At 50.1% G+C, this 20,174-nt stretch carries 20 protein-coding genes and 1 riboswitch; of the genes, 9 read left to right on the top strand and 11 right to left on the bottom strand.

From position 1 onward, the window contains the following. Positions 1-55: 55 nt before the first annotated feature. The 4 genes from EJE49_RS13215 to EJE49_RS13200 are packed head-to-tail and all read right to left on the bottom strand — an operon-like array spanning position 56 to position 3,055. Positions 56-775: a GGDEF domain-containing protein gene (locus tag EJE49_RS13215; protein ID WP_124951589.1), complete on the bottom strand. Its 720-nt coding sequence runs from the start codon at positions 773-775 to the stop codon at positions 56-58. A 12-nt stretch (positions 776-787) separates the two neighbouring features. After that, positions 788-1,189, bottom strand: a complete 402-nt coding sequence (locus tag EJE49_RS13210) for a DUF1987 domain-containing protein (protein ID WP_124951587.1) — start codon at positions 1,187-1,189, stop codon at positions 788-790. Between the two features lie 9 nt (positions 1,190-1,198). Then, positions 1,199-1,753 (bottom strand): SiaB family protein kinase, encoded by a 555-nt coding sequence (locus EJE49_RS13205; RefSeq protein WP_124951585.1) that lies wholly within the window; start codon positions 1,751-1,753, stop codon positions 1,199-1,201. Between the two features lie 21 nt (positions 1,754-1,774). Continuing rightward, entirely contained in the window at positions 1,775-3,055 is a 1,281-nt protein-coding gene (locus EJE49_RS13200) for a SpoIIE family protein phosphatase (protein ID WP_124951583.1), read from the bottom strand. Between the two features lie 393 nt (positions 3,056-3,448). On the opposite strand from EJE49_RS13200, the gene EJE49_RS13195 reads away from it, so the two are divergent. The 7 genes from EJE49_RS13195 to EJE49_RS13165 all read left to right on the top strand — a co-directional run bounded on the left by EJE49_RS13195 (position 3,449) and on the right by EJE49_RS13165 (position 9,836). Beyond that, positions 3,449-4,447: an ABC transporter substrate-binding protein gene (locus tag EJE49_RS13195; protein ID WP_124951581.1), complete on the top strand. Its 999-nt coding sequence runs from the start codon at positions 3,449-3,451 to the stop codon at positions 4,445-4,447. A gap of 28 nt (positions 4,448-4,475) precedes the next feature. After that, positions 4,476-5,510 carry an ABC transporter permease gene (locus EJE49_RS13190; RefSeq protein WP_124951579.1) on the top strand — a complete coding sequence of 345 codons (1,035 nt, stop codon included), beginning with the start codon at positions 4,476-4,478 and terminating at the stop codon, positions 5,508-5,510. Between the two features lie 14 nt (positions 5,511-5,524). Continuing rightward, positions 5,525-6,445, top strand: coding sequence for an ABC transporter ATP-binding protein (locus tag EJE49_RS13185; RefSeq protein WP_189941945.1), 921 nt, complete (start codon positions 5,525-5,527; stop codon positions 6,443-6,445). 68 nt (positions 6,446-6,513) lie between these two features. Continuing rightward, entirely contained in the window at positions 6,514-7,875 is a 1,362-nt protein-coding gene (glnT, locus tag EJE49_RS13180; protein ID WP_124951577.1) for a type III glutamate--ammonia ligase, read from the top strand. Positions 7,876-7,881: 6 nt separating this feature from the next. Then, the gene (nikR, locus tag EJE49_RS13175) at positions 7,882-8,340 is read left to right on the top strand and encodes a nickel-responsive transcriptional regulator NikR (RefSeq protein WP_124951575.1); all 459 of its coding nucleotides are present in this window, start codon (positions 7,882-7,884) and stop codon (positions 8,338-8,340) included. Between the two features lie 119 nt (positions 8,341-8,459). Continuing rightward, the gene (locus EJE49_RS13170; protein WP_223246961.1) at positions 8,460-9,245 is read left to right on the top strand and encodes a DODA-type extradiol aromatic ring-opening family dioxygenase; all 786 of its coding nucleotides are present in this window, start codon (positions 8,460-8,462) and stop codon (positions 9,243-9,245) included. A gap of 39 nt (positions 9,246-9,284) precedes the next feature. After that, positions 9,285-9,836 (top strand): NADPH-dependent FMN reductase, encoded by a 552-nt coding sequence (locus tag EJE49_RS13165; protein WP_124951573.1) that lies wholly within the window; start codon positions 9,285-9,287, stop codon positions 9,834-9,836. A gap of 72 nt (positions 9,837-9,908) precedes the next feature. On the opposite strand, the gene EJE49_RS13160 is transcribed toward EJE49_RS13165, so the two are convergent. Genes EJE49_RS13160 through EJE49_RS13150 form a run of 3 tightly spaced genes read right to left on the bottom strand, consistent with a single transcriptional unit; the run spans position 9,909 to position 13,992 of the window. Then, complete coding sequence (locus tag EJE49_RS13160) at positions 9,909-11,360, bottom strand: efflux transporter outer membrane subunit (protein WP_124951571.1); 1,452 nt, start codon at positions 11,358-11,360, stop codon at positions 9,909-9,911. Continuing rightward, positions 11,357-12,958 (bottom strand): DHA2 family efflux MFS transporter permease subunit, encoded by a 1,602-nt coding sequence (locus EJE49_RS13155; protein ID WP_124951569.1) that lies wholly within the window; start codon positions 12,956-12,958, stop codon positions 11,357-11,359. Before EJE49_RS13155 ends, EJE49_RS13160 begins: the two co-directional genes overlap by 4 nt. After that, the gene (locus EJE49_RS13150; protein WP_189941918.1) at positions 12,958-13,992 is read right to left on the bottom strand and encodes an HlyD family secretion protein; all 1,035 of its coding nucleotides are present in this window, start codon (positions 13,990-13,992) and stop codon (positions 12,958-12,960) included. The genes EJE49_RS13155 and EJE49_RS13150 overlap by 1 nt, the downstream gene beginning before the upstream one ends. Positions 13,993-14,133: 141 nt before the next feature. On the opposite strand from EJE49_RS13150, the gene EJE49_RS13145 reads away from it, so the two are divergent. After that, the gene (locus tag EJE49_RS13145) at positions 14,134-15,033 is read left to right on the top strand and encodes a LysR family transcriptional regulator (protein ID WP_124951564.1); all 900 of its coding nucleotides are present in this window, start codon (positions 14,134-14,136) and stop codon (positions 15,031-15,033) included. Between the two features lie 43 nt (positions 15,034-15,076). Here EJE49_RS13145 and EJE49_RS13140 read toward each other — a convergent pair whose 3' ends face one another. From EJE49_RS13140 to EJE49_RS13125, 4 genes are all read right to left on the bottom strand, one after another. After that, complete coding sequence (locus EJE49_RS13140) at positions 15,077-16,090, bottom strand: fatty acid desaturase (protein ID WP_124951562.1); 1,014 nt, start codon at positions 16,088-16,090, stop codon at positions 15,077-15,079. Positions 16,091-16,429: 339 nt separating this feature from the next. Further along, positions 16,430-17,272, bottom strand: a complete 843-nt coding sequence (locus EJE49_RS13135; protein WP_124951560.1) for a sugar phosphate isomerase/epimerase family protein — start codon at positions 17,270-17,272, stop codon at positions 16,430-16,432. Positions 17,273-17,321: 49 nt separating this feature from the next. Continuing rightward, positions 17,322-17,441, bottom strand: a riboswitch (guanidine-I (ykkC/yxkD leader). A gap of 74 nt (positions 17,442-17,515) precedes the next feature. Next, entirely contained in the window at positions 17,516-18,823 is a 1,308-nt protein-coding gene (locus EJE49_RS13130; protein WP_306308192.1) for a Y-family DNA polymerase, read from the bottom strand. Beyond that, a complete protein-coding gene (locus tag EJE49_RS13125; RefSeq protein ID WP_124951558.1) occupies positions 18,820-19,416 on the bottom strand; it encodes a LexA family protein in 597 nt (198 codons plus the stop codon). Before EJE49_RS13125 ends, EJE49_RS13130 begins: the two co-directional genes overlap by 4 nt. A 167-nt stretch (positions 19,417-19,583) precedes the next feature. Between EJE49_RS13125 and EJE49_RS13120 the strand changes: the two genes are divergently transcribed. Beyond that, entirely contained in the window at positions 19,584-20,147 is a 564-nt protein-coding gene (locus EJE49_RS13120) for an HPF/RaiA family ribosome-associated protein (protein WP_124951556.1), read from the top strand. Positions 20,148-20,174: the final 27 nt, after the last annotated feature.

The following is a 20,174-nucleotide window of genomic DNA, read 5'->3' as shown; positions in this document are numbered from 1 at the left end:
GCTTATGGGGTGTTAGAGTAAGCAGTGCTGCCATGTTGACAGCTTGTACATGCATTTACAGGTTGATAATTGCTTCAACCCGGTTACGTCCATTCCTCTTGGCGGCATACAGTAATTGATCGACACGCACGTAGGCATGTTCAAATGACTCATGTTGTTTGCAAACGGTTATTCCCATGCTGACGGTGACACTTATTTGTATGCCACTCGCATCAAGGACCGAGTTTTCTATCAGCCTGCGTAATTTTTCAGCGGCTTCTATACCTTGTTCTAAACTTGTGTCGTTTAAGATCAATGCAAACTCTTCCCCTCCGAATCTGCCTATATAATCTTTATGTTTAGCATTCTGCTCGATTAAGTTGGCTACCAGTTTTAATACGTTATCGCCAATTATGTGTCCGTAGTTGTCGTTTACTTTTTTAAAATAATCGATATCAAGCAGTATCAGGATGAAATCATTTAGCGATAGTTGCTCCTGAATAATTTTGCTGATTTCGCCCTTGTTGTACAGACCAGTAAGTGCGTCATGCTGGGACTGATATTCAAAATCTTTGGAGAGTTGTTTCAACTTCTGATTAAGCAGATGGAGTTCGCGTGCTTTACGGTCACTCAGCTTGATTAATTGTTGGGTTTCACGCAATAGCTTCTCATACTGTGCAAGCAGGGTAGTTAATAGCGCACGGGCATTTTCCATATTCAGATCATCACTCTGCAATGCAGATGAGATGTCCTGAACGATAGCGGTTTCTGCAGAAAACAGATCAAATTTAGGCATGGGGTAGTGTTTCTATGCTTCCTTGGCAATATCCAAAATGATAGGTTTTACATTCAATCCTTGAAAATCCTCCTGTACATCCATCCCGAACTCAAGAATTGTGTCATCTTCTTCATCATGGTACCAATTGAGTGTGATGCGATTGTTATTGCTGTTGGCTGACTCATTTAGCAGTTCGAAAATGTTGTAAAGCATCTTTGTACTGGCGCTGTTAAAGTACGTTAACTGGAAGTTAAAGATGATATCGCTATTTGCTATTGATTTTAGATAAGTTTCTAGCGTGATAAGAATAGGGCGAAAAAACTCGCTTGCATTTTCGGGATAAGACTCCCCGTTCATGTTTAGTGTGTGGCAGGTGAAATCAAAATCAATTTCTGGTGATTCTGCGGTACGTGCGATGTAAATATTGTTCATGGTAATTCCTTAAATCATGGCTTTAAGATAGAAACAAGATAATTCATTTTCATGGCCAGCTGCGTCAATCAATGCGTATTCGATAGGCTCAGTAGAATCTCTTGCCAATGTTAAAAATCCTAATCCTGCACCCTTGCTAATAGGGTCTTCACTATGATGATCATTCTTTAATTGTGCCCGGTAGGCCTGCTTGATTTCATCAAGACTCATGTTTTTGAGCGGCTCAAGCTTTTCGCGTATGCGTTCTACGTGTTGTTTTTTTATGAGATTGCCGCACATGATGAAATATTTGTCGTCAGATTTACCAACGGCAACGGATCCGACTTTGTCGCCTTTTGAATCAGGATCGTCTGGTGAGTATTGAATAGCGTTTTGCAACATTTCAACAAAGCTGGAAAACAACTTGCGCGAAGTCGTTCCATTGGCGTCCTGGCTGTCCAGACGCTTTTTTAGTGCATCACCCATCGTGCCAATGACATTTTGCGAAAGACTGCCGCTGTAATAAAAAAGAATTCCATTGCGATCAGCGGTCTCGCGAAAAGCACTAAATACATCAATATGCATAATTTATCCTGAATCTGATTGTTAAATTCTAAAACCCATAAGGCTTACATCATCGCGTCGCCGCTGTTTTCCCTGATACTCATAGTAGGCTTGCATGATGATGGTGGCTTGATCGGGCATGGGTTTTTGGTAGTTGTCATTGATAAGTTTTGAAAAACGTTTCTTGCCAAATGCAATGTTTTTATGGCCACCTATCTGATCGATGATGCCGTCTGTGGTCAGGTATATGCACATACCTGATGAGAGCTCAATTTCTTTATTGGTCCACACATAATTCATGGGTGTATCCACATACCCAACCCCTTTACGATCAGGGCCAAGCAATTTGACCTCCTCTGATGTACTGTCTATATAAAAGAGAGGCGTCTTGGCACCGGCATACACCAATTTGTTGGCTTGGGTATTTACCCAGCAGAAAGCCGTATCCATACCATCGTCGGATTGTTCACGGTTATCAGTTGAATACCTATTCATGCTGCTGCCAACAGGATTGAGTTCATCCGTTTGTCCAAGCGCAACTTTTACCTTTTTGTTCATTAATGCTAAGGCCCCGGCGGGGTCATGGCGATTGTTTCCCATCAGGATGTGATCGAGAAATGAAGCCATGATGAGTGTCATAAATGCACCGGGTACGCCGTGTCCTGTGCAATCGATCAATGCAATGAAGAATCCGTCATCGAATTTTTTACAGAAGTAATAATCTCCGCCAACTTTATCGCGAGGCTCCCAGTGCATAAAATAATCCCCTAGCACCGCATTCATGTCTTCCTTGGATGCATGCAGGAATGATTTTTGGATAATGCTGGCATAGTTGATACTTTCCATCACCAACCTGTTTTTTTCGGCTTGCAGGTAAGACACTGTTTTGACAAGGTCTTCGCCGGTACCAAGTCCCAGGTAGTTACCCTCTTCATTCGTGATAATGAAACCATCGTTGAGTGTCTTGCCGCCAGAATGCACAACCTTAAAACTAAGTGTCTGTATGCTCATGTCCTGATTCACAATCAGCGGATCCTTGTCCATGAAGGCAATGCAGCTTTTACGGGCAAATAATTCACGGCGAAACGGCTTGGCCATGCCATCCATAAAGATACTGCGGTTAATCAGACCGATGGGTTTGTTATCTTCAACAACGGGCAGGGCAACCAGCTCGGGTTGCTCACTTAGCAGATTGAGCACTTCCTGATTAGTCTGTTGCGGTGAAACTGACGGAATAATCCGTAGCAGACTTTTTGCAATATAGGCACTTTCGATTTCTGTCAGACCGATTTTTGTTTGATTTACTAACGCTTGATCAAGCATCTATAGGCCTTTTATCAGTATTGTCAACGAAATGACGTGATGATATACGCGCTCTGTTACAACATAATGAAATGCTTATTTTCGGCTGCCAGTTGTAAATGGCATTTTGTAATGCGGTGTTTGCCTGATGCTGATGCGATCTCGCGTGTGAATTTTTCATGCGATTAAACATGACCGGGATGTTCGTTTATTTGCGTCAGAGAATAACGTCAGTAATCTTCCCCAATTGTGTAATCTCGGTGCTCGCGTCCTGTTGTGGTGCATCTGTATTTATATTTTCTTTAAAATAGTCAATTAATTCAATTGTGTATTGTTGGCATGTGTTTTGCTCTAGTTGTGACTGGTATTACCTTTTATTGATTTAGTATTACTAAATATGAATGGAGAGTTGCGATGATTGCAAAAAATATGAGTAATAGATTGAAGCGATTGGTAGCTGCGTCAGTTATTCCGCTGGCGATGATGTGTGCACAGACCAGCCATGCGGCACAACCTTTGAAAATCGGTTATAGCGATTGGCCAGGCTTCGTGGCTTGGCAAGTGGCGATAGAAAAGGGCTGGTTCAAGGAGGCGGGTGTTGCAGTTGATTTTGAATGGTTTGATTACTCAGCATCGATGGATGCATTTGCTGCGGGCAAGATTGATGCAGTCGGCGTAACCAATGGCGATGCTTTGGTAACGGGTGCTGGTGGTGCCAAAAGCATGATGATCATGCTGACGGACTACTCTAACGGTAACGACATCATTATCGGCAAGCCTGGTATCAAGAGCCTGAAAGATCTCAAGGGTAAAAAAGTGGCGGTGGAAGTCGGTTTGGTCGAGCACTTGTTGCTGCTGGATGGTTTGAAAAAAGCGGGGATGAAGGAATCTGACGTAACGCTGGTCAATGCTAAAACCAATGAAATGCCGCAAGTGCTGGCTTCCGGTGATGTTGCCGCGGTCGGTGCCTGGCAGCCTGTTGCCGGACAAGCCATGAAAGGTTTGCCAGGTTCACGCCCTCTGTATACCTCAGCCAATGAGCCAGGTTTGATCTATGACGGCTTTACCGTCAATCCAGCCAGTATCGCTGCGCACCGTGCCGAGTGGAAGAAATTCGTGAAGGTGTGGGATCGCGTGGTGAGCTATATCAATGACCCTAAGACTCAGCCTGATGCAGTGAAGATCATGTCGGCACGTGTCGGTTTGACGCCACAGGCTTATTTGCCTTTCCTGAAGGGCACAAAACTGCTGAGCCTGGCTGATAGTAAAAAAATCTATGTTAAGGCTGAAGGCTTTGGATCTTTATATGGTTCTTCCAAAATCGCTGATGACTTTAACGTAAGCAATGCGGTTTATAAAGAACATCAGAATGTAGATAGCTACATCGATCCGTCTTTTGTAAACGGTAAGTGATTTTTAGTTAAGTGAGTCTGGAGCAGGTATGAGCAAGGCACGATGGTTTTCAGTCAGAGCAGGATTATCGCAGCGCAGGCGGATGATTCTGGGTGTGTTCTCATTCCTGCTGCCGCTCCTGATATGGTCGGCAGTGAGTTATGTACCTTTTGTGTGGCACCCCAAGGTACTGATTACCAACCCGGGCGATGTCGATTATATGCAAGTCGACATGTATGTAGACAAAGCCATGTTTGCAGATGAGTTAAAGAATATGCGTGCGGAAGGCAAGGCCGTACCTGAGGGTATCCCTGTCAATCCAGTCTATTTGCCAGCACCGGATCAGGTTGCCAAGGCATTTTATACCGCATTTACCACCGCACCTGAGCAGAAAGACATGCCGTGGTTGCATGAAAGTTTATGGCATAGCGTCAAGATTATATTCTGGAGTTTTTTACTGTCTTCGCTTATCGGTGTGCCGCTGGGTATCGTTTGCGGTGCTTACGGACCGATATCTCGGTTGGTTGAACCGTTTGTGGAATTTTTCCGCTATCTGCCTGCGCCTGCCTTCGGAGCGCTGGCGGTGGCCATACTGGGTATTTATGACGGGCCCAAGATTGCCATTATCGTGATCGGCACGCTGTTTCAGCAAATCCTGATTATTGCCAATACCACCCGCAAGATTGATTTTACCTTGCTGGAAGCGGCGATGACCCTGGGCACGACACCGTTCAAGCTGATAACCAAAGTGGTAATACCCGGCGTGTTGCCTGATTTATACCGGGATCAGCGCATATTGCTGGGCTGGGCCTGGACATACCTGATTGTGGCTGAATTGATCGGTACCAGTTCCGGTATTACCTGGTTCATTACCCAGCAGGCACGCTATCAGCATTTCGACAACGTGTACGCCGCCATCATGATGATAGGCATACTCGGCTTGGGTGTGGACTTGCTGCTGGCACGATTGGGGCGCAAGTTGTTCCCATGGGATCAGTCCCAGAGCAAATTGGGTGTGGACTTGCTGCTGGCACGATTGGGGCGCAAGTTGTTCCCATGGGATCAGTCCCAGAGCAAAAACTGATGGCTAAGGAAGGTATGGAAGGAATCGATGTGAGTACTCAACAATTACCCAGTTATTTGCAGCAATCGGATGCCGTACGCGAACGCTTTGCCAAGATCCAGCAGCGCGAAGTCATCCTTGAGGTCAAGCATCTGGGTAAAACCTATGACTCGGCGCAGGGCAAAGTGACTGCGTTGCAAGACGTGAATTTCAGTATCCACAGACGTGAACTGGTGTGTGTGATCGGGCCTTCTGGCTGTGGAAAATCGACGCTGATACGCATGCTGGCAGGACTGGAGCCACACACTTCGGGTGAGGTGCTGCTGGATGGCAAGCCTGTCGATGGGCCAGGCAGTGATCGCGGTATGGTGTTTCAGGGTTACACCCTGTTTCCGTGGCTGACCGTGAAAAAGAACGTCATGTTCGGTCCGGAAATGAATAATCACGGCAAGCTCGAAGCTGAGCGTAATGCGCTGTTGTGGCTGGATTTGGTGGGTTTGAGCAAGTTTGCTGATGCTTATCCGCATCAACTCTCTGGCGGTATGAAGCAGCGTGTGGCGATTGCCAGGGCGCTGGTTAATCAGCCGCGGATTTTGTTGATGGATGAGCCATTTGGTGCGCTGGACGCGCAGACGCGAGTAAAAATGCAGACGCATTTGCTGGATATCTGGAAAAACATTGATATCACTATTTTGTTTATTACCCATGATCTGGATGAAGCCATCTTTCTTGCCGATCGCATATTGGTGCTGAAAGCCCATCCAGGTGAGGTGCAGGAATTCATCGAAGTACCCGTACCACGGCCACGTCATACAGGGCAACTCGGGACGGCTGAGTATCTTGCCACCAAAGCACGGCTGGAAGAATTGATACATCCGCCTGAAGTGAGCAGTGAAGATGATGAGGTTAAGCCACAAATGATACGGTTTACCAATGTTGTTGATAATGTTGAATAATTTTTTTGTAGTGTAATTGTTATAGCGACTTTCTTAATAATGAGTGCCAAGTGCACAAGGAAAACAAGATGAAATCCAAGGCAGAAGTAGCAGCAATCCAGCAGGAGTTGAAAGACAAGGGCGTCAAATATTGCATCGGTGCCTATGTCGATATTCATGGTGTACAAAAGGCCAAGGTCGTGCCGCTGGATCATTTGCCACAAATGGCAGCAGGTTCCGAGCGTTATACGGGCTATGCACTGGATGGATTGGGGCAGGAACCCAATGACGATGAACTGACTTCTGTGCCTGATCTTGATCACATTATCCAATTACCGTGGGAGCCCAAAATTGCCTGGATGCCAGCGGATAACCATTTTCAGGGCAAACCTTATGCGCTGAATACGCGCGTGGCGTTGAAGAACCAGTTGGCCAAGGCAGCGGAAATGGGCTACGGCATGAATCTGGGCATCGAATGTGAAATCTATCTGCTTAAAGAGGAAGCCGATGGCAGCCTGTCCGTGCCGAATCCAGAAGATAATCTGGCCAAGCCGTGCTACGACGTGCGCGGCTTTGTGGACAGCTTTAGCTGGCTGGATAAAGTAGCAACCTGTATCAACGATCTGGGCTGGGATTTGTACTCGTTCGATCATGAAGACGGCCACAGTCAATTCGAGTTTGATTTCAATTATGCCGATGCGCTGACTATGTGTGACCGCCTGACGTTCTTCCGTTTCATGGCCAAGCATTACGCCAAGGAAGAAGGGCTGATTGCCACTATGATGCCCAAGCCTTTTGCCGATAAAACGGGTACAGGCGCGCACTTTAATATGTCGCTGTATGACCTGGAGACTGGCAAGAACCTGTTTGCCTGCGATCCTAAAGATGACCCGCGTGGCATTGGCCTGACACCGCTGGGTTATCACTTTATTGCAGGCATACTCAAACACGGTCGTGCACTGTGCGCTGTGTTTGCACCAACGGTGAACAGTTACAAGCGTCTGGTACGTCGCGGCGCCATGAATTATTTTTCCTGGGCGCCAGTATTCAACTCCTATGGCTCAAATAATCGTACCAATTCGGTACGTGTGCCGGCAGGCGGTGGACGTTGCGAGTCACGTAATGCTGATGGTTCGGTGAATCCCTACCTGGCAGCAACGCTGGTGTTAGCGGCTGGTCTGGAAGGGGTGCGCGAAGCGATGAATCCCGGCGAACCGAACGAAGATAACTTGTATGCCATCTCCGATGCAGAGCGCAGCGCCCGTGGTATCGAATTCCTGCCGCAGACATTGCAGGAAGCCGTTGCCGCTTTTGCTGAAGATCCCTTGGTTGAGCAGGTGCTGGGCAAGGAATTACGTGATGAATTCATCAAGTACAAGACCGCTGAATGGGAAGCCTATCATCTCACCGTCAGTCAGTGGGAAATCAAGCGTTACAGTCAAATGTTCTAGGAGTCGATGATGAGTCTGCCTGAGGCTAAATCGAATCATCTAGTTAGCCGTATCAGCGTTTCCCTGTCACAGGATTTGCTGGTAGAACTGGATAGTATGGTGGAATGTCGTGGATTTGATAGTCGTTCCCAGGCCATCAGTGACATGATTAATCAGCAGCTGGTTGAACATAAACGCCAGCTGGGTGATGAAGTGATGGCGGGGACGATTACCGTATTTTATGACCACTCTGTGTCCGGGTTGCAAAAGAAGTTGTCGGATTTGCAGTTCAAGCATATAGATGCCGTCATTAGTTCACTGCATGTACACCTTGCTGAAAACAAAATGATGGAAGTCGTCCTGGTGCAGGGGCCTGCGCGACATTTGCAAGCCATCGCCAATGAAATCATAACCTTGCGTGGCGTAATCACAGGCAGGCTGCAGCTCATGGCCGCGGTCATGCCGCCGTTGTATTCGTTAACTTGATCGTGGGTAAGCAGATTTCAACGTGGTTATGCGCAAGGGTTGATGCTTAGAATTACAGAATGTGAACGATTCGCTGGATGACGCATCCAACCAGTTTGGAAAGCGTAAAGGTTTTTAATATGCGTCATCGTATGCCCGTTGTGTTCGTATCTCACGGTGCACCCGATGCCTTACTGAATGCGCCTGATGCAGTGGACTGCTGGCGTGAGCTAGGACAGCAGGTTCCACAGCCAACGGCTATTCTCGTGGTGTCGGCTCATTGGGAAGCGCGTCGGCCCACGCTCAGTTTGGCGGACATACCTGAAACCATACACGATTTTTCGGGTTTTCCTCCTGCCCTCTATCGCATGCAATACCGCTCGCCTGGTGCGCCAGCCTTGGCTGAACGGGCTGCGTCCTTGTTGTCTGCAGCGGGTCTGATTGCGGATCTGCACCCAAGTCGTGGTCTGGATCACGGCGCCTGGGCTCCCCATTCTGTCATGTATCCACACGCCAGTATTCCTGTTACCCAATTATCGCTGGTGCTTAACGCCAGTGCGGCAGCGCATGTTGCACTGGGGCGTGCGCTGGCACCCTTGCGTGATGAAGGCGTGCTGATTGTGGCGTCGGGCGCGATTACCCATAACTTTGGCTGGCTGGATATCCATGCGCAAGTCGAAGCGGCACCTTTACCGCAGGCTCAGTTGTTTACTGACTGGGTTGCGGCGCGCGTGGCTGCACAGGATGTTGATGGTTTACTGGCTTATCGTTCTGCACCACATGGCGCAGATGCGCATCCATCAGAAGAACATTTTATGCCATTTTTTGTTGCCTTGGGTGCGGCGAATGGCGATGCACCCGAACGTTTTCGTCCGCGTTTTACCTATGGTGCACTGGCTATGGATGCGTATATCTGGCGTGGGTAACGCAGTAGTCTGTTTAACTGTTTTTACAAGGAGGTCATTATGATTCAATACCAAATCGCTGTTGTTGTCGGCAGCTTGCGTCAGGATTCACTTAATCGCAAGTTGGCTATCGCGTTGGTGAAGCTGGCACCATCCGAATTCTCATTCAATCAGATACAAATTGGCGATTTGCCACTTTATAACCAGGACGACGACACCTATCCTGCTGAAACCGTTAAGCGCTTTAAAGCCGAGATTTTGGCCGCTGACGGCGTCTTGTTCGTCACGCCAGAATATAACCGTTCCATCTCGGGCGTGCTTAAAAACGCGCTCGATCATGGCTCGCGTCCATATGGTCAGAGTGTTTGGGCGGGCAAGCCTGCGGGGGTGCTGGGGGTTTCGAGTGGCGCCATCGGTACGGCCATGGCACAACAGCATTTACGTAATATCATTTCCTATCTGGATATGCCCACACTCACGCAACCCGAAGCTTATGTTCAGGCCAGAGAAGGGCTGTTTGACGAAGCTGGCAATATAGGTGAAGGAAGCAAGAAGTTATTGCAAAACTGGATGGATCACTATGTTGCATGGGTACAGAAACACGCAGTTTGATAAACGTGTAGGCGCTGTAACTGACGTGCTTCATGATTAAGTTTGTAGCGTACTACTTTCTTAAGACTGAGTTCAATGCGAATTGCTAGCGGATATTGGCTGATTTGCAATGGCAGCCCCACCTAATGCAACAAACAAATGTGCGTTATCTGCATAGTGTTGGTGCTGGGCGCGTATTACGTCCAGTTGTGCTGATGCCAGGGTGCGTTGCGCATCTTGCAATGGCAGCAATCCGATGGCACCTGCCTGATAACGGCTGCGTGCCATATCCAGTGAGGTCTGGGCGTTGTTCAGGGTCTGATTGGCGATGGTCAGAGTTTCATCATCATGCGCCAGCGCAGTCAGTCCATCTGCTACCTGCCTGAAAGCGACTAATATCGTCTGCTGATATTGTGCCAGTGCAACCTGATAAGCCTGTTCGGCTGCGCGTTTTTGCGCGTTTAGCGTGCCGCCGTTGAAGAGCGGTGCTGTTAGCCCTGCGGCAATGGCCCAGGCATTGTTTGCCGTGTTGAAGAGTCCGGCAGGTGTCAGGGCTTCCTGCATCATGTTTGCGCTCAGTGTCAGTTGCGGATACAGGTTGCCTGTGGCAACTCCTACGGCTGCGCTGGCGGCATGCAGATTGGCCTCTGCTGCCAGTATGTCTGGCCGTTTTTTAATCAGCGTGGACGGCAGGCTGACAGGGATGGTGGATGGCAATGCCAGTTGGTTAAAATCTATGTTGGGCGGTGTCCAGTTGGCAGGTACTTTGCCAACGAAAATAGCCAGTGCATGGCGGCTGATGCTGATGCGTTGTGCTACTGGGGGCAGCAATGACTGATCGTTATTGAGCTGATTTTGGGCATTGATGATGTCTGGTCGGGTTATTGCACCAGCGGCGTAGCCTTCTTCGATCAGTTTCAGGGTTTTGCGGTCTTCAGTTAGCATGCGTTCGACAGCCGCCTTTTCCGCGTTTGCCGCTGCCATTTCCAGCGTGGTGGTGACGGCATCGCCTGTCAGGGTGATATAAGTGGCATTGACCTCGTGTGCCTGATAATTCGCCAGTGCCTGCTGCCGTTCAAGGGCGCGGTGTTTGCTGCCTGATAAATCCAGTGTCCAGCTGATAGTTGGTCCCACTTCGTAGTAGCTGAATGGCGGTATAACAAAATTGCTGGGGCCGAACAGGGCTACGCCATATTTTTGCCGTCCCGCTGTAGCGCCTAGTGTGGCTTGGGGTAAAAGCTCACCGCTGGCAGCGCGCACGGTTTCCTCGGCCTGTGCCAGTGTGGCTTTGGCAGCCGCCAGGTCGTAATTATTGGCGATAGTCTGGTGGATGATGTCATTCAATGGTGCTGACGCGAATAGTGTCCACCATTCGGTTTCTAGCTGTTTCCCCATGATGACGCGCTGACTCAGCGGTGCGGATTCATTACTGGCGATATAGGTATCCGCTTGCGGTGGGGTCGGGCTTTTGAAATCAGGGCCGACGCTGCATGCGGATAGCAGCATCAGTGTGGTTAGCGACAAGCCGGATTTGCGTATGTTCATTCCATTACCGCCGTTTCTTTAGGACTTTGCGAGCGTGGGGCTGGACGCAAAAATATCAGCAGCGGGATCACCGCCAGCGTCAGTACCATCATTAGTTTGTAGTCGTTGAGGTAGGCGATCATCGCCGCCTGATTGGTAATCATGTGGTTCAGTGCAGCTAGACCTGCCGGCGTGTGTGGGTCGATATGGCTGGAGAGGAAAGCCGGGTTGTCCAGATTGTATGGCGTGATATGTTCCACCAGTCTTGCGTGCATGATCTGGGTGTTTTGCGTCAGCAGCGCAACGACGGCGGAGATGCCGATGGCGCTGCCGAGGTTACGCTGCAGGTTGAAGAATGCAGTGCCCTCATTGCGCAATGCCGATGGTAGTGTGCCAAAGGCAACAGTGGATAGCGGCACGTAGACCAGCCCGACGCCAAATCCCTGAATGATGCCAGAGATAACGATGAGGCGTTCGTCCATGAGCAGGTCAAAATTCGTCATCTGCCATAGCGAAAATGCCGTCAGTCCCAGTCCCGTAGCCATAATCACCCTCGCATCAAATCGGCCTATCAGCCTGCCGACCACCATCATCCCCAGCATCGTTCCTGCACCACGCGGGGCGGTGACCAGTCCGCTGACGATAACAGGATAATTCATTTCGTTTTGCAGCATGGGCGGGATTAACGCCAGGGTTGCGAATAACACCACGCCAATGAGAAAGATAAAAATATTGGCCATGACGAAATTACGGTCAGTAAACAGGGTAAGGCTGAGAAAAGGATGAGGGTGGGTAAAACTGTGCACCACAAAATAGTACAGCGCGATACCCGCTACCATGGCCTCGATGACAATTTCAGTGGAGTTGAACCAGTCGTTGATGCCGCCACGATCCAGCATGAGTTGCAGGGCGCCTATGCACAGACTCAAGCTGATAAAGCCAAAAAAATCGAATTGCTTTAACAGCCTTTTAGTTTCGGGCATGGATGCCGACAAGCCGAGGAAAGCGATAATGCCGACGGGCACGTTGATGAAAAATACCCAGCGCCAGCTGTAGTCTGCGGTCAGCCAGCCTCCCAGTATCGGCCCCAGTACGGGACCCAGCGTTACCCCTATGCCCCACATGGCCATGGCTTTGCCGTGATTTTCGGGCGGATTGATGTCAAACAGAACTGCTTGCGACAGCGGGACCAGTGCCGCGCCAGACATGCCTTGCAGCAGTCGGAATAATACGATTTCGGGCAGGCTGGTGGCGATGCCGCATAACGCCGAGGTCACGGTAAAGCCGACGATGGAAATCAGGAATACTTTTTTGCGGCCAAAGCGTCCCGCCAGCCAGCCCGTCAGCGGGATCATGATAGCGGTGGCGATGATGTATGAAGTCAGCACCCAGCCCATTTGGTCCTGCGTGGCAGATAGCTCGCCTTGCATTTGTGGCAAGGCGACGTTGGCGATGGTCGAATCCAGCGCCTGCATGATGGTCGCCGCCATGATGGAAAAGGTGATGAGCGGACGATTTAGTGGAGCCGCAGCAATATCCGCATACGGTGGGTGCGGAACTGTGGCACCTTCACCTGCTTCTGCGTTGATTTCCTCTGGCGGGGTGGATGGCGTTGTCATTACAGTAGCGTTTTCAGACGGCTGTGCTGGGTATCCACATCGACTACTGCACTGAGCCCGGAGCGTAAGGGATATTTGGGGTCAAGCGCGTCTATGCTGATGCTTACCGGCAGTCGTTGTACGACTTTAACCCAGTTGCCAGTTGCATTTTCGGGTGGCAGCAGCGCAAAACTTGCACCTGTACCCGAACCGATGCTGCTGATTCTGCCGTGGAAGCTGTGGTCTGGGTAGGCATCAACGTTGATGGTAACTTTTTGTCCCGCGCGCATGTAGGCGAGCTGGGTTTCCTTGAAATTGGCTTCTACCCAGACAACCTTGTTGGAAATGAGCGAAAACACAGGCGTGGCAGCATTAATATACTTGCCTGGCTGGAGTTGATCTACCTTGGACACGATGCCGTCCATCGGTGCTTTGATGATGGTGTACGACAGATTCAATTGCGCGCGTTCCAAAGTTGCTTGTGCCTGTTGTACATCAGGGTGCGCGTCGATATGAGTGATAACGGCATTGCCCAGCAAGGCATGAATGTTATTTTGCTGCTGTTTGGCGGCATTCAATTTCTGTGTGGCATCGTCCACGGCATGTTGTGCCATTTCCAGTTGTTCCTGGGACGAAATGCCTTTACCCGCCAGTATTTTCTGGCGATCCAGTTCACGTATCTGGTAGCGTAACGTTGCAATTGCGGCCTGGGTATCGGCCTGACGCTGGGTGTAGGTAGCTTGCAGCGCTGCGGTTTGCAGGCGGGCGTTGGTCAATTTGGCGTTGGCATCCTGTATGGCGATGAGATAGTCACGGTTATCCAGTGCAAACAGCGGGTCTCCCTGATGAACCTGCTGGTTTTCTTTCACGAAAACCTGGGTGACGCGTCCAGCAATATTGGCACTAATGTCAACATGCGCCGCTTGCACATAGGCATTGTCAGTGGAAACGATACGTCCGCCCGTGAAATAGAATAGCGTGATAAGTACGGCTATCAGTATCCCGCCACCGATAAAAAGATGGCGACGCAGTTTGTTGGATGCTGGATTGTTCATAGGGTTGCTCGCGCTATAGACCATTTCGATAATGTCATTGTAGTCGAGGTAGATTATGATGATAATGGCTGGTAATACATATACATTATGTGGTTAAACCGAATAATCGCCAGTGATGCTATTGCTGGCTGGAGATGACCTATGCGCGGATCTGAATTTGCCGAATTGCGTGCTTTTATCGAAGTGGTGGAGCGGGGTAATTTTTCGCGTGCTGCGAGTGCGCTCGGACAGGCGCCATCAACCTTGAGCCAGACTATACGTGGGCTGGAACAGCGGCTGGGAGTGCGTTTGCTGCAACGCACGACGCGCAGCGTGTCGCTGACCGAGGCGGGGGAGCACTTGCTGGCGCGAATACAGCCAGCTTTTGAAACGCTGGATGCAGCCGTAGAATCTATCAATGATTTTCGTGATATGCCCATGGGTACGCTGCGCCTGAGTGTGTCGCATCTTCCTGCGCGAATGATACTGGCACCGTTGTTAAAGGATTTTCTGGCGGCATATCCCGCGATTAATCTGGATATCAGTGTTGATAATGTCAATATTGATATTGTTAAGGGCCGATACGATGCGGGTATCCGTCACGGCAGCCTGATCGCTCAGGATATGGTGTTGGTAAAAGCCAGTGCACCCTCGCGCATGATAGCGGTGGCTTCTCCCGACTATCTGGCCAGACATGCCAGACCTGAAACCCCGCAGGATTTACAGCATCACGACTGTATTTGTTTTCGGCGTGGCAATCAGCAATTGCTGTTATGGGAATTCGAGAAGGATCAGAATAAAATCGAGGTCGGCGTGACTGGGCCGTTAATCGTGAATGAAGTGGATTTGATGGTAAAAGCCGCTTGTGATGGTATAGGCATAGGCTACATGGCAGAAGCGTATATGAGTCGGCAAATTGCACAAGGTCGACTCATACCCATACTGACCGACTGGTCGTCAACTTATGACAGCTGGTACTTGTATTACAGCAGTCGCCATCATTTGTCGGCACCATTAAAGGCGTTCATACAATATTTACGTGACTCCCTGAGTACAAATTAACCGGACTGGTCGGTGTGCCACAGGGAGTCGCGATCCAGACAGATCAAAATGCTGTCAGGAAAGAAACGGCATTGATGCCCGTGGCTAGCCCTTGGCTGGCTTCTTTCATGTATGCCGCGCCATTGCCTTCCTGTTCGTATGTCATAACGCGCGCCACGCGGTAACGTGAGTAACATTTTACCTGCGCAAAGAATGGAATCACGTCAGCAGGATTTTCACCATATAGCTCACGGTGCAAGGCGGGTAATCGAAACCAGGGGGTGGTGGGTCTGGCGTGATGGGCGTTGTGGAAGCCGAAATTGAGTACCAGTAGATTAGGCCATTTATGGGTTAGCGAGATGGGATTGCTGAAAGTGTGAATTTGCTCATACTCACGGTCGCTTTTGTGCGGCAGGGGTGTCTTGTCAAACAGGGTAAAGGTGCTGGCATAGTCATGTTGTAAGTTGTCCATAAAACGCAACACGATCAGCATGAGCATATAGGCGACTGAGTAGAGTATTGCGGCGCGAGGATAGAACCAGAGCAGTGTGCCATAAAGGCTGCCTCGAATGATGATGATGGCGACATTGTGCAATCGCTGGGATTTACGTTGCGGAATAATGAACGAGCCAAATACCAGCAGACCATGCATGACGAGTTCATGTGCAGGTATGTAGAGCCACTCCAGCGCGAGCACGATTTTCAATATCATGGGATGACGTTTAAACCATGCTTGATAGTCGAACCAGCACAGGTCACCGTTATCGACGTGATGGCGGAAATGCTTGTAGCGCACATCTTCGTATGTGCCGTAACAACTGCCGTTGAGCCACATCAGTATGCGGCCGAGTCTGGCGTTGTGTTCATTGTTTTTGAATATCGTATTGTGCGCACATTCATGCAGCATATAGCCGGAAATGATCATGCCATGCGCCAGCAGCAGCGTGCCCAAGACATTGATTAACCAGTAGTCGCTGAACAGTCCTGCAAATCCCAGTCCATAGGCCAGTAATGTATAGGCGAGCGCCAGGCTGTGATAGATGAGGCCAGATTTATCCTTGAATAACGGTATCGTCATTGTGTATTCCTACTTGATAATCAAGCCGGGTCGTCCCAGCTGTTCATAAAGTTTACAAGGGTCGTCCCGAGCAATAATCCTAAAAACGGCAGTTGACCGCTAATTTTTTGAGTTGACATTATGGTACTTAACACTTGTTTCGATGATGCACCTGTCACCTGTTTGTGACTACGCTACACGTTGAATTGCACGCCCCTCACGGCACATGGCGGCGTTGCTTCGCACCTGAATGGAATGGCCATTCAGGTTTGTCGCGCCTTGCCCTGCACCCTGATGAACGCACACTTCAACGTGTCCAACTGCCGTTTCTAGGATAATCTAACTATCCAGATCGGATCATCATCCAGCAAAATTTTTCTTGAAACGCTGTCTTTCTTCGTGTGCTATCCAGCGGTTCAATGCAGCAAAATCGTCTATCGGCTCACTGGTGAATGGCATGCGCAGGGTATAGCCATCCGGACCACATTCTGGCGTGAACGTTGTCACCGTCTGCCCTTGTTGCTGGTGGTATTGCCACACTGCGTCCCAGCAGCGTCGGTGTATTTCAACATAATAGGCGTAAGCTGGATCAGCAGGATGCGGCACTTGTGCCCCCTGATCATACCCAAAGCGCCCCTGGACATGCTGCACATGCGGTACCAGTTCTTCGATGATGTCCCATTCCGTGTCTATTGCTCGCTCCAATACTACCGTCCAGTGACTGATGTCAAAAGTGAGTCGCAATGCGGGAAATCTGCGCACCATATCCAGCGTAATCCATGGATTGTAGAAAGAGCGGCCACGATGCGTTTCAAAGCTGCAAATCACTTCGTGACGATCTGCGATTTCCAGTGCGCGAGCGAAAAAGTCGATCTGCGTTTCCACTGGCCAGGCATCGCAGCCCCCCATGACATTATGGAAGAGAGGAGATAATGGTTTAGCGTGGATGATCTTGGCTTCGAGTTCGTCAAGATGCTGTTGCGGTGTTGCTTTGCGATCGGGAATCGCGTAGCCGGTAGTGGAGATTTCGCTGATGTAATCCAGTCCCTCTGCACGCAAGCGCTCAGCCAGCAGCACACGTTCGTTCAGGTCGCGCGGAGCAGGTGCTTCCAGGCCGTTGAAGCCAAATGCGAGCAGGTCATCCACAATTGCGGAGTAATCAGACTTCCAGCCCCAGTAGGTTTTAAAAACTTTGAGTTCCATATAGCATTCCTTAACGGTGAGTGGGCGCAGGTTGAGACGAATTGACGTCCTCTCCCGGGCTTTTATCCCTCCGTGGAACACCGATGCTGTGACTATCGGGGCCGGTGTACTCTTGGACCAGTCACTGGCGAATTTGCATCCGCTAATCGGAACCCTAGTACCCCTAAGTAGATGGTGACGAATTTCTTGGGTATTCGACATTTCTCTACCTGCAAGGGTGACTGGAGCAAACTGTATGCCAGTCTATGTATTCGCATGGGCGATAGCCAGTTCGTCCCAGCGTGTTGTGTAGTTAGGCGTCCGGTTACCCAGCTTCATCGACCATGCCTGGCGTGTGGCGATGCCGGCAACACCGGTGCCGAGGGTGTGCTTGCCGTATTTACGATTGACGGCATCGAGCGTCTGCATCAGTGTAGTTCGCCGGGCGGTGCCGGCGACATCGGTAAACAGGTTGGTACATGCCTGGTGTTTTGGTATCAGTTCCAGCAGCGTGATTCCGGCCTTGGCGTAAGCATAGCCGGGGCGGAACAGGTTTTTCAGTCCGAAGAGGGCGGCTGCATTGAGCTGCAGAGTGTCGTCAGTGGCGTCGCTCAGTGGCACGATCAGGCTGGAGCTGTATTGCGGCTCCCTGATTTGGTGCGGATTGGTGCGAATATGCACTTGTATGGCGCCGGCCACCGAGTGCTGTTGCCGCAGTTTCTCCGCAGCGCGCGAGACGTAGAGGGTGACTGCCTCCTCCAGTTCGTGCAGGTGGTGTACTACGCGGCCGAATGAGCGGCTGGAGATGATTTGCTGTCGGGGTGGGGTAATTTCCTCCAGATCAAGACAGCTGATACCGCGTAGTTCCTGCACCGTGCGTTCCAGTGTCACCGAGAAGCGTCGACGGATGTGGGCGGGGTCGGCGTCACGCAGATGCTTGACGGTGTGTATGCCGATGGTATTCAACGCCTGGGTGTGCTGGCGGCCTACACCCCATACCTCGGCGACGCTGATATTGGTGAGCAAGTTGTCCACTGTAATGGGGGCGAGGGCGCTCAGATCACATACGCTGCGCCACGCGGGTTGTTTCTTGGCGATGTGGTTGGCGAGCTTGGCCAGCGTTTTGGTGGGGGCGATGCCGACACAGACTGGCAGCCCCAGCCATTGCAGTACGCGCTGGCGCATCTCCTGGGCGTATTGGGTAAGGTCTGGCTGCTGGAATCCGCTGAGATCAAGAAAGCATTCATCAATCGAATAGATTTCCTGACGCGGGCTGAATTGGGCCAGCATGGACATGATGCGATTGCTCATGTCGGCATAGAGCGGGTAGTTGCTCGACAGCGCGATGATGCCATGCTGTCTGGCCAGATCTTTCAATTTGAACCACGGTGCAGCCATCGGTATGCTCAGCGCCTTGACTTCGGCAGAGCGGGCGACGACACAGCCATCGTTGTTGGAGAGCACGACGACGGGCTTGCTTTCCAGTTCGGGGCGAAACAGGCGCTCGCAGGATACGTAGCAGTTATTGACATCGATCAGCGCGATACGCGCGGGCTGCGCCATCGTCGTCATACTTTGTGCAAGACGCGCGTCACCACTCCCCAGATCATCAGTTCTTCTTCGGCACCGATAATGATGTCCTGAAATTCCGGATTTTCCGGCACCAGTCGAATTTCGGTATCGGTCTTATACAGGCGCTTTACCGTCAGTTCGTTGTTAACCACAGCCACGACAATATTGCCATTAACCGGATTCAGCGCCCGATCGACAATGATTTCGTCGCCATTATGGATGCCGGCGTTGATCATCGACCAGCCGGATACGCGCAGGATAAACGTAGCTTCGCGGTGGGTGATGAGATGCTCATTGAGATCAACGCGATCCTGTATGTAATCGTCAGCCGGGCTGGGAAAACCGGCAGGTACGGTGTGCGACATCACCGGGATGGCCCAGCGTTGCGCTTCACTGTTCAAAGGCAGGATAGAGCTGATGACGCTATCACCCTGTTGAGGTGCGGTTGGTTGTGGCTGTCGGAGTGCGTGCAGGTACTGCAACACTACCGGCACCTGACTCTCCGGAATGCGTATTTGCCTGGTCGGTTCACCGTAAGCTGTTTTACGGCCTGCACCAGATCGTTTACCGCCATGGGTAGTTTCATTATTCATCACACATATCTTGAATTTTGTTTCGTAATCAAGATAAGGATAGCATAGTCATTGCTTCTGTGCATAGTAAGTGATTGAATTTATGCGTTCGATAGTCTTTAATGAAACTGTTATGTCTGTTCTGATGGTGTTGGTAGACAAAGATAAATTAACGTATGGAGTTGACCATGAAAATTCCGCTACAAATTACACTGCGCGATATTCCAAGCTCTGAAGCTGTGGAGGCCAATATTCGTGAAAAAGCAGAGAAACTCGACCGTGCCTATCCGCATATCATGTCGTGTCGTGTGACTGTCGAAATACCAGGTAAACATAAACATCAGGGGAAAGAATTCAATATACGCATTGATATTACGGTGCCCGGCAGCGAGATTATCGTCAATCGTATGCATGATGAGGATATCTATGTGGCCTTGCGCGATTCTTTCGATGCGGCAAAACGCCAACTGGAAGACTATAACCGTAAGCAGAGTGGGCAAGTGAAAACGCATGAGCCTGAATTTCAGGGGCGCATCGCGCGATTATTCGATGAGGATGGATGCGGTTTTATTCAGACTGCCGATGGCCAGGAGCTGTATTTCAGTCGGGAAAATCTGGTGAATATCGATTTTAATCAACTTAAGCCTGGGCTGGAGGTGCATTTTATTGAGGAGTCGGCAGCCGAAGGCATGCAGGCCAAACGGATTAGTGTGAGCAGGAGCGCAATTGACGAGCAATCGTTACAGGAATGATAAGTAAAGGAATGTTGCTTTAAGTAC

Source organism: Sulfuriferula thiophila, from assembly GCF_003864975.1.
GTDB classification, from domain to species: Bacteria; Pseudomonadota; Gammaproteobacteria; order Burkholderiales; family Sulfuriferulaceae; genus Sulfuriferula; species Sulfuriferula thiophila.
The sequence above is the reverse complement of the archived record's forward strand: the minus strand, read 5'-3'. Positions and strand labels throughout refer to the sequence as shown.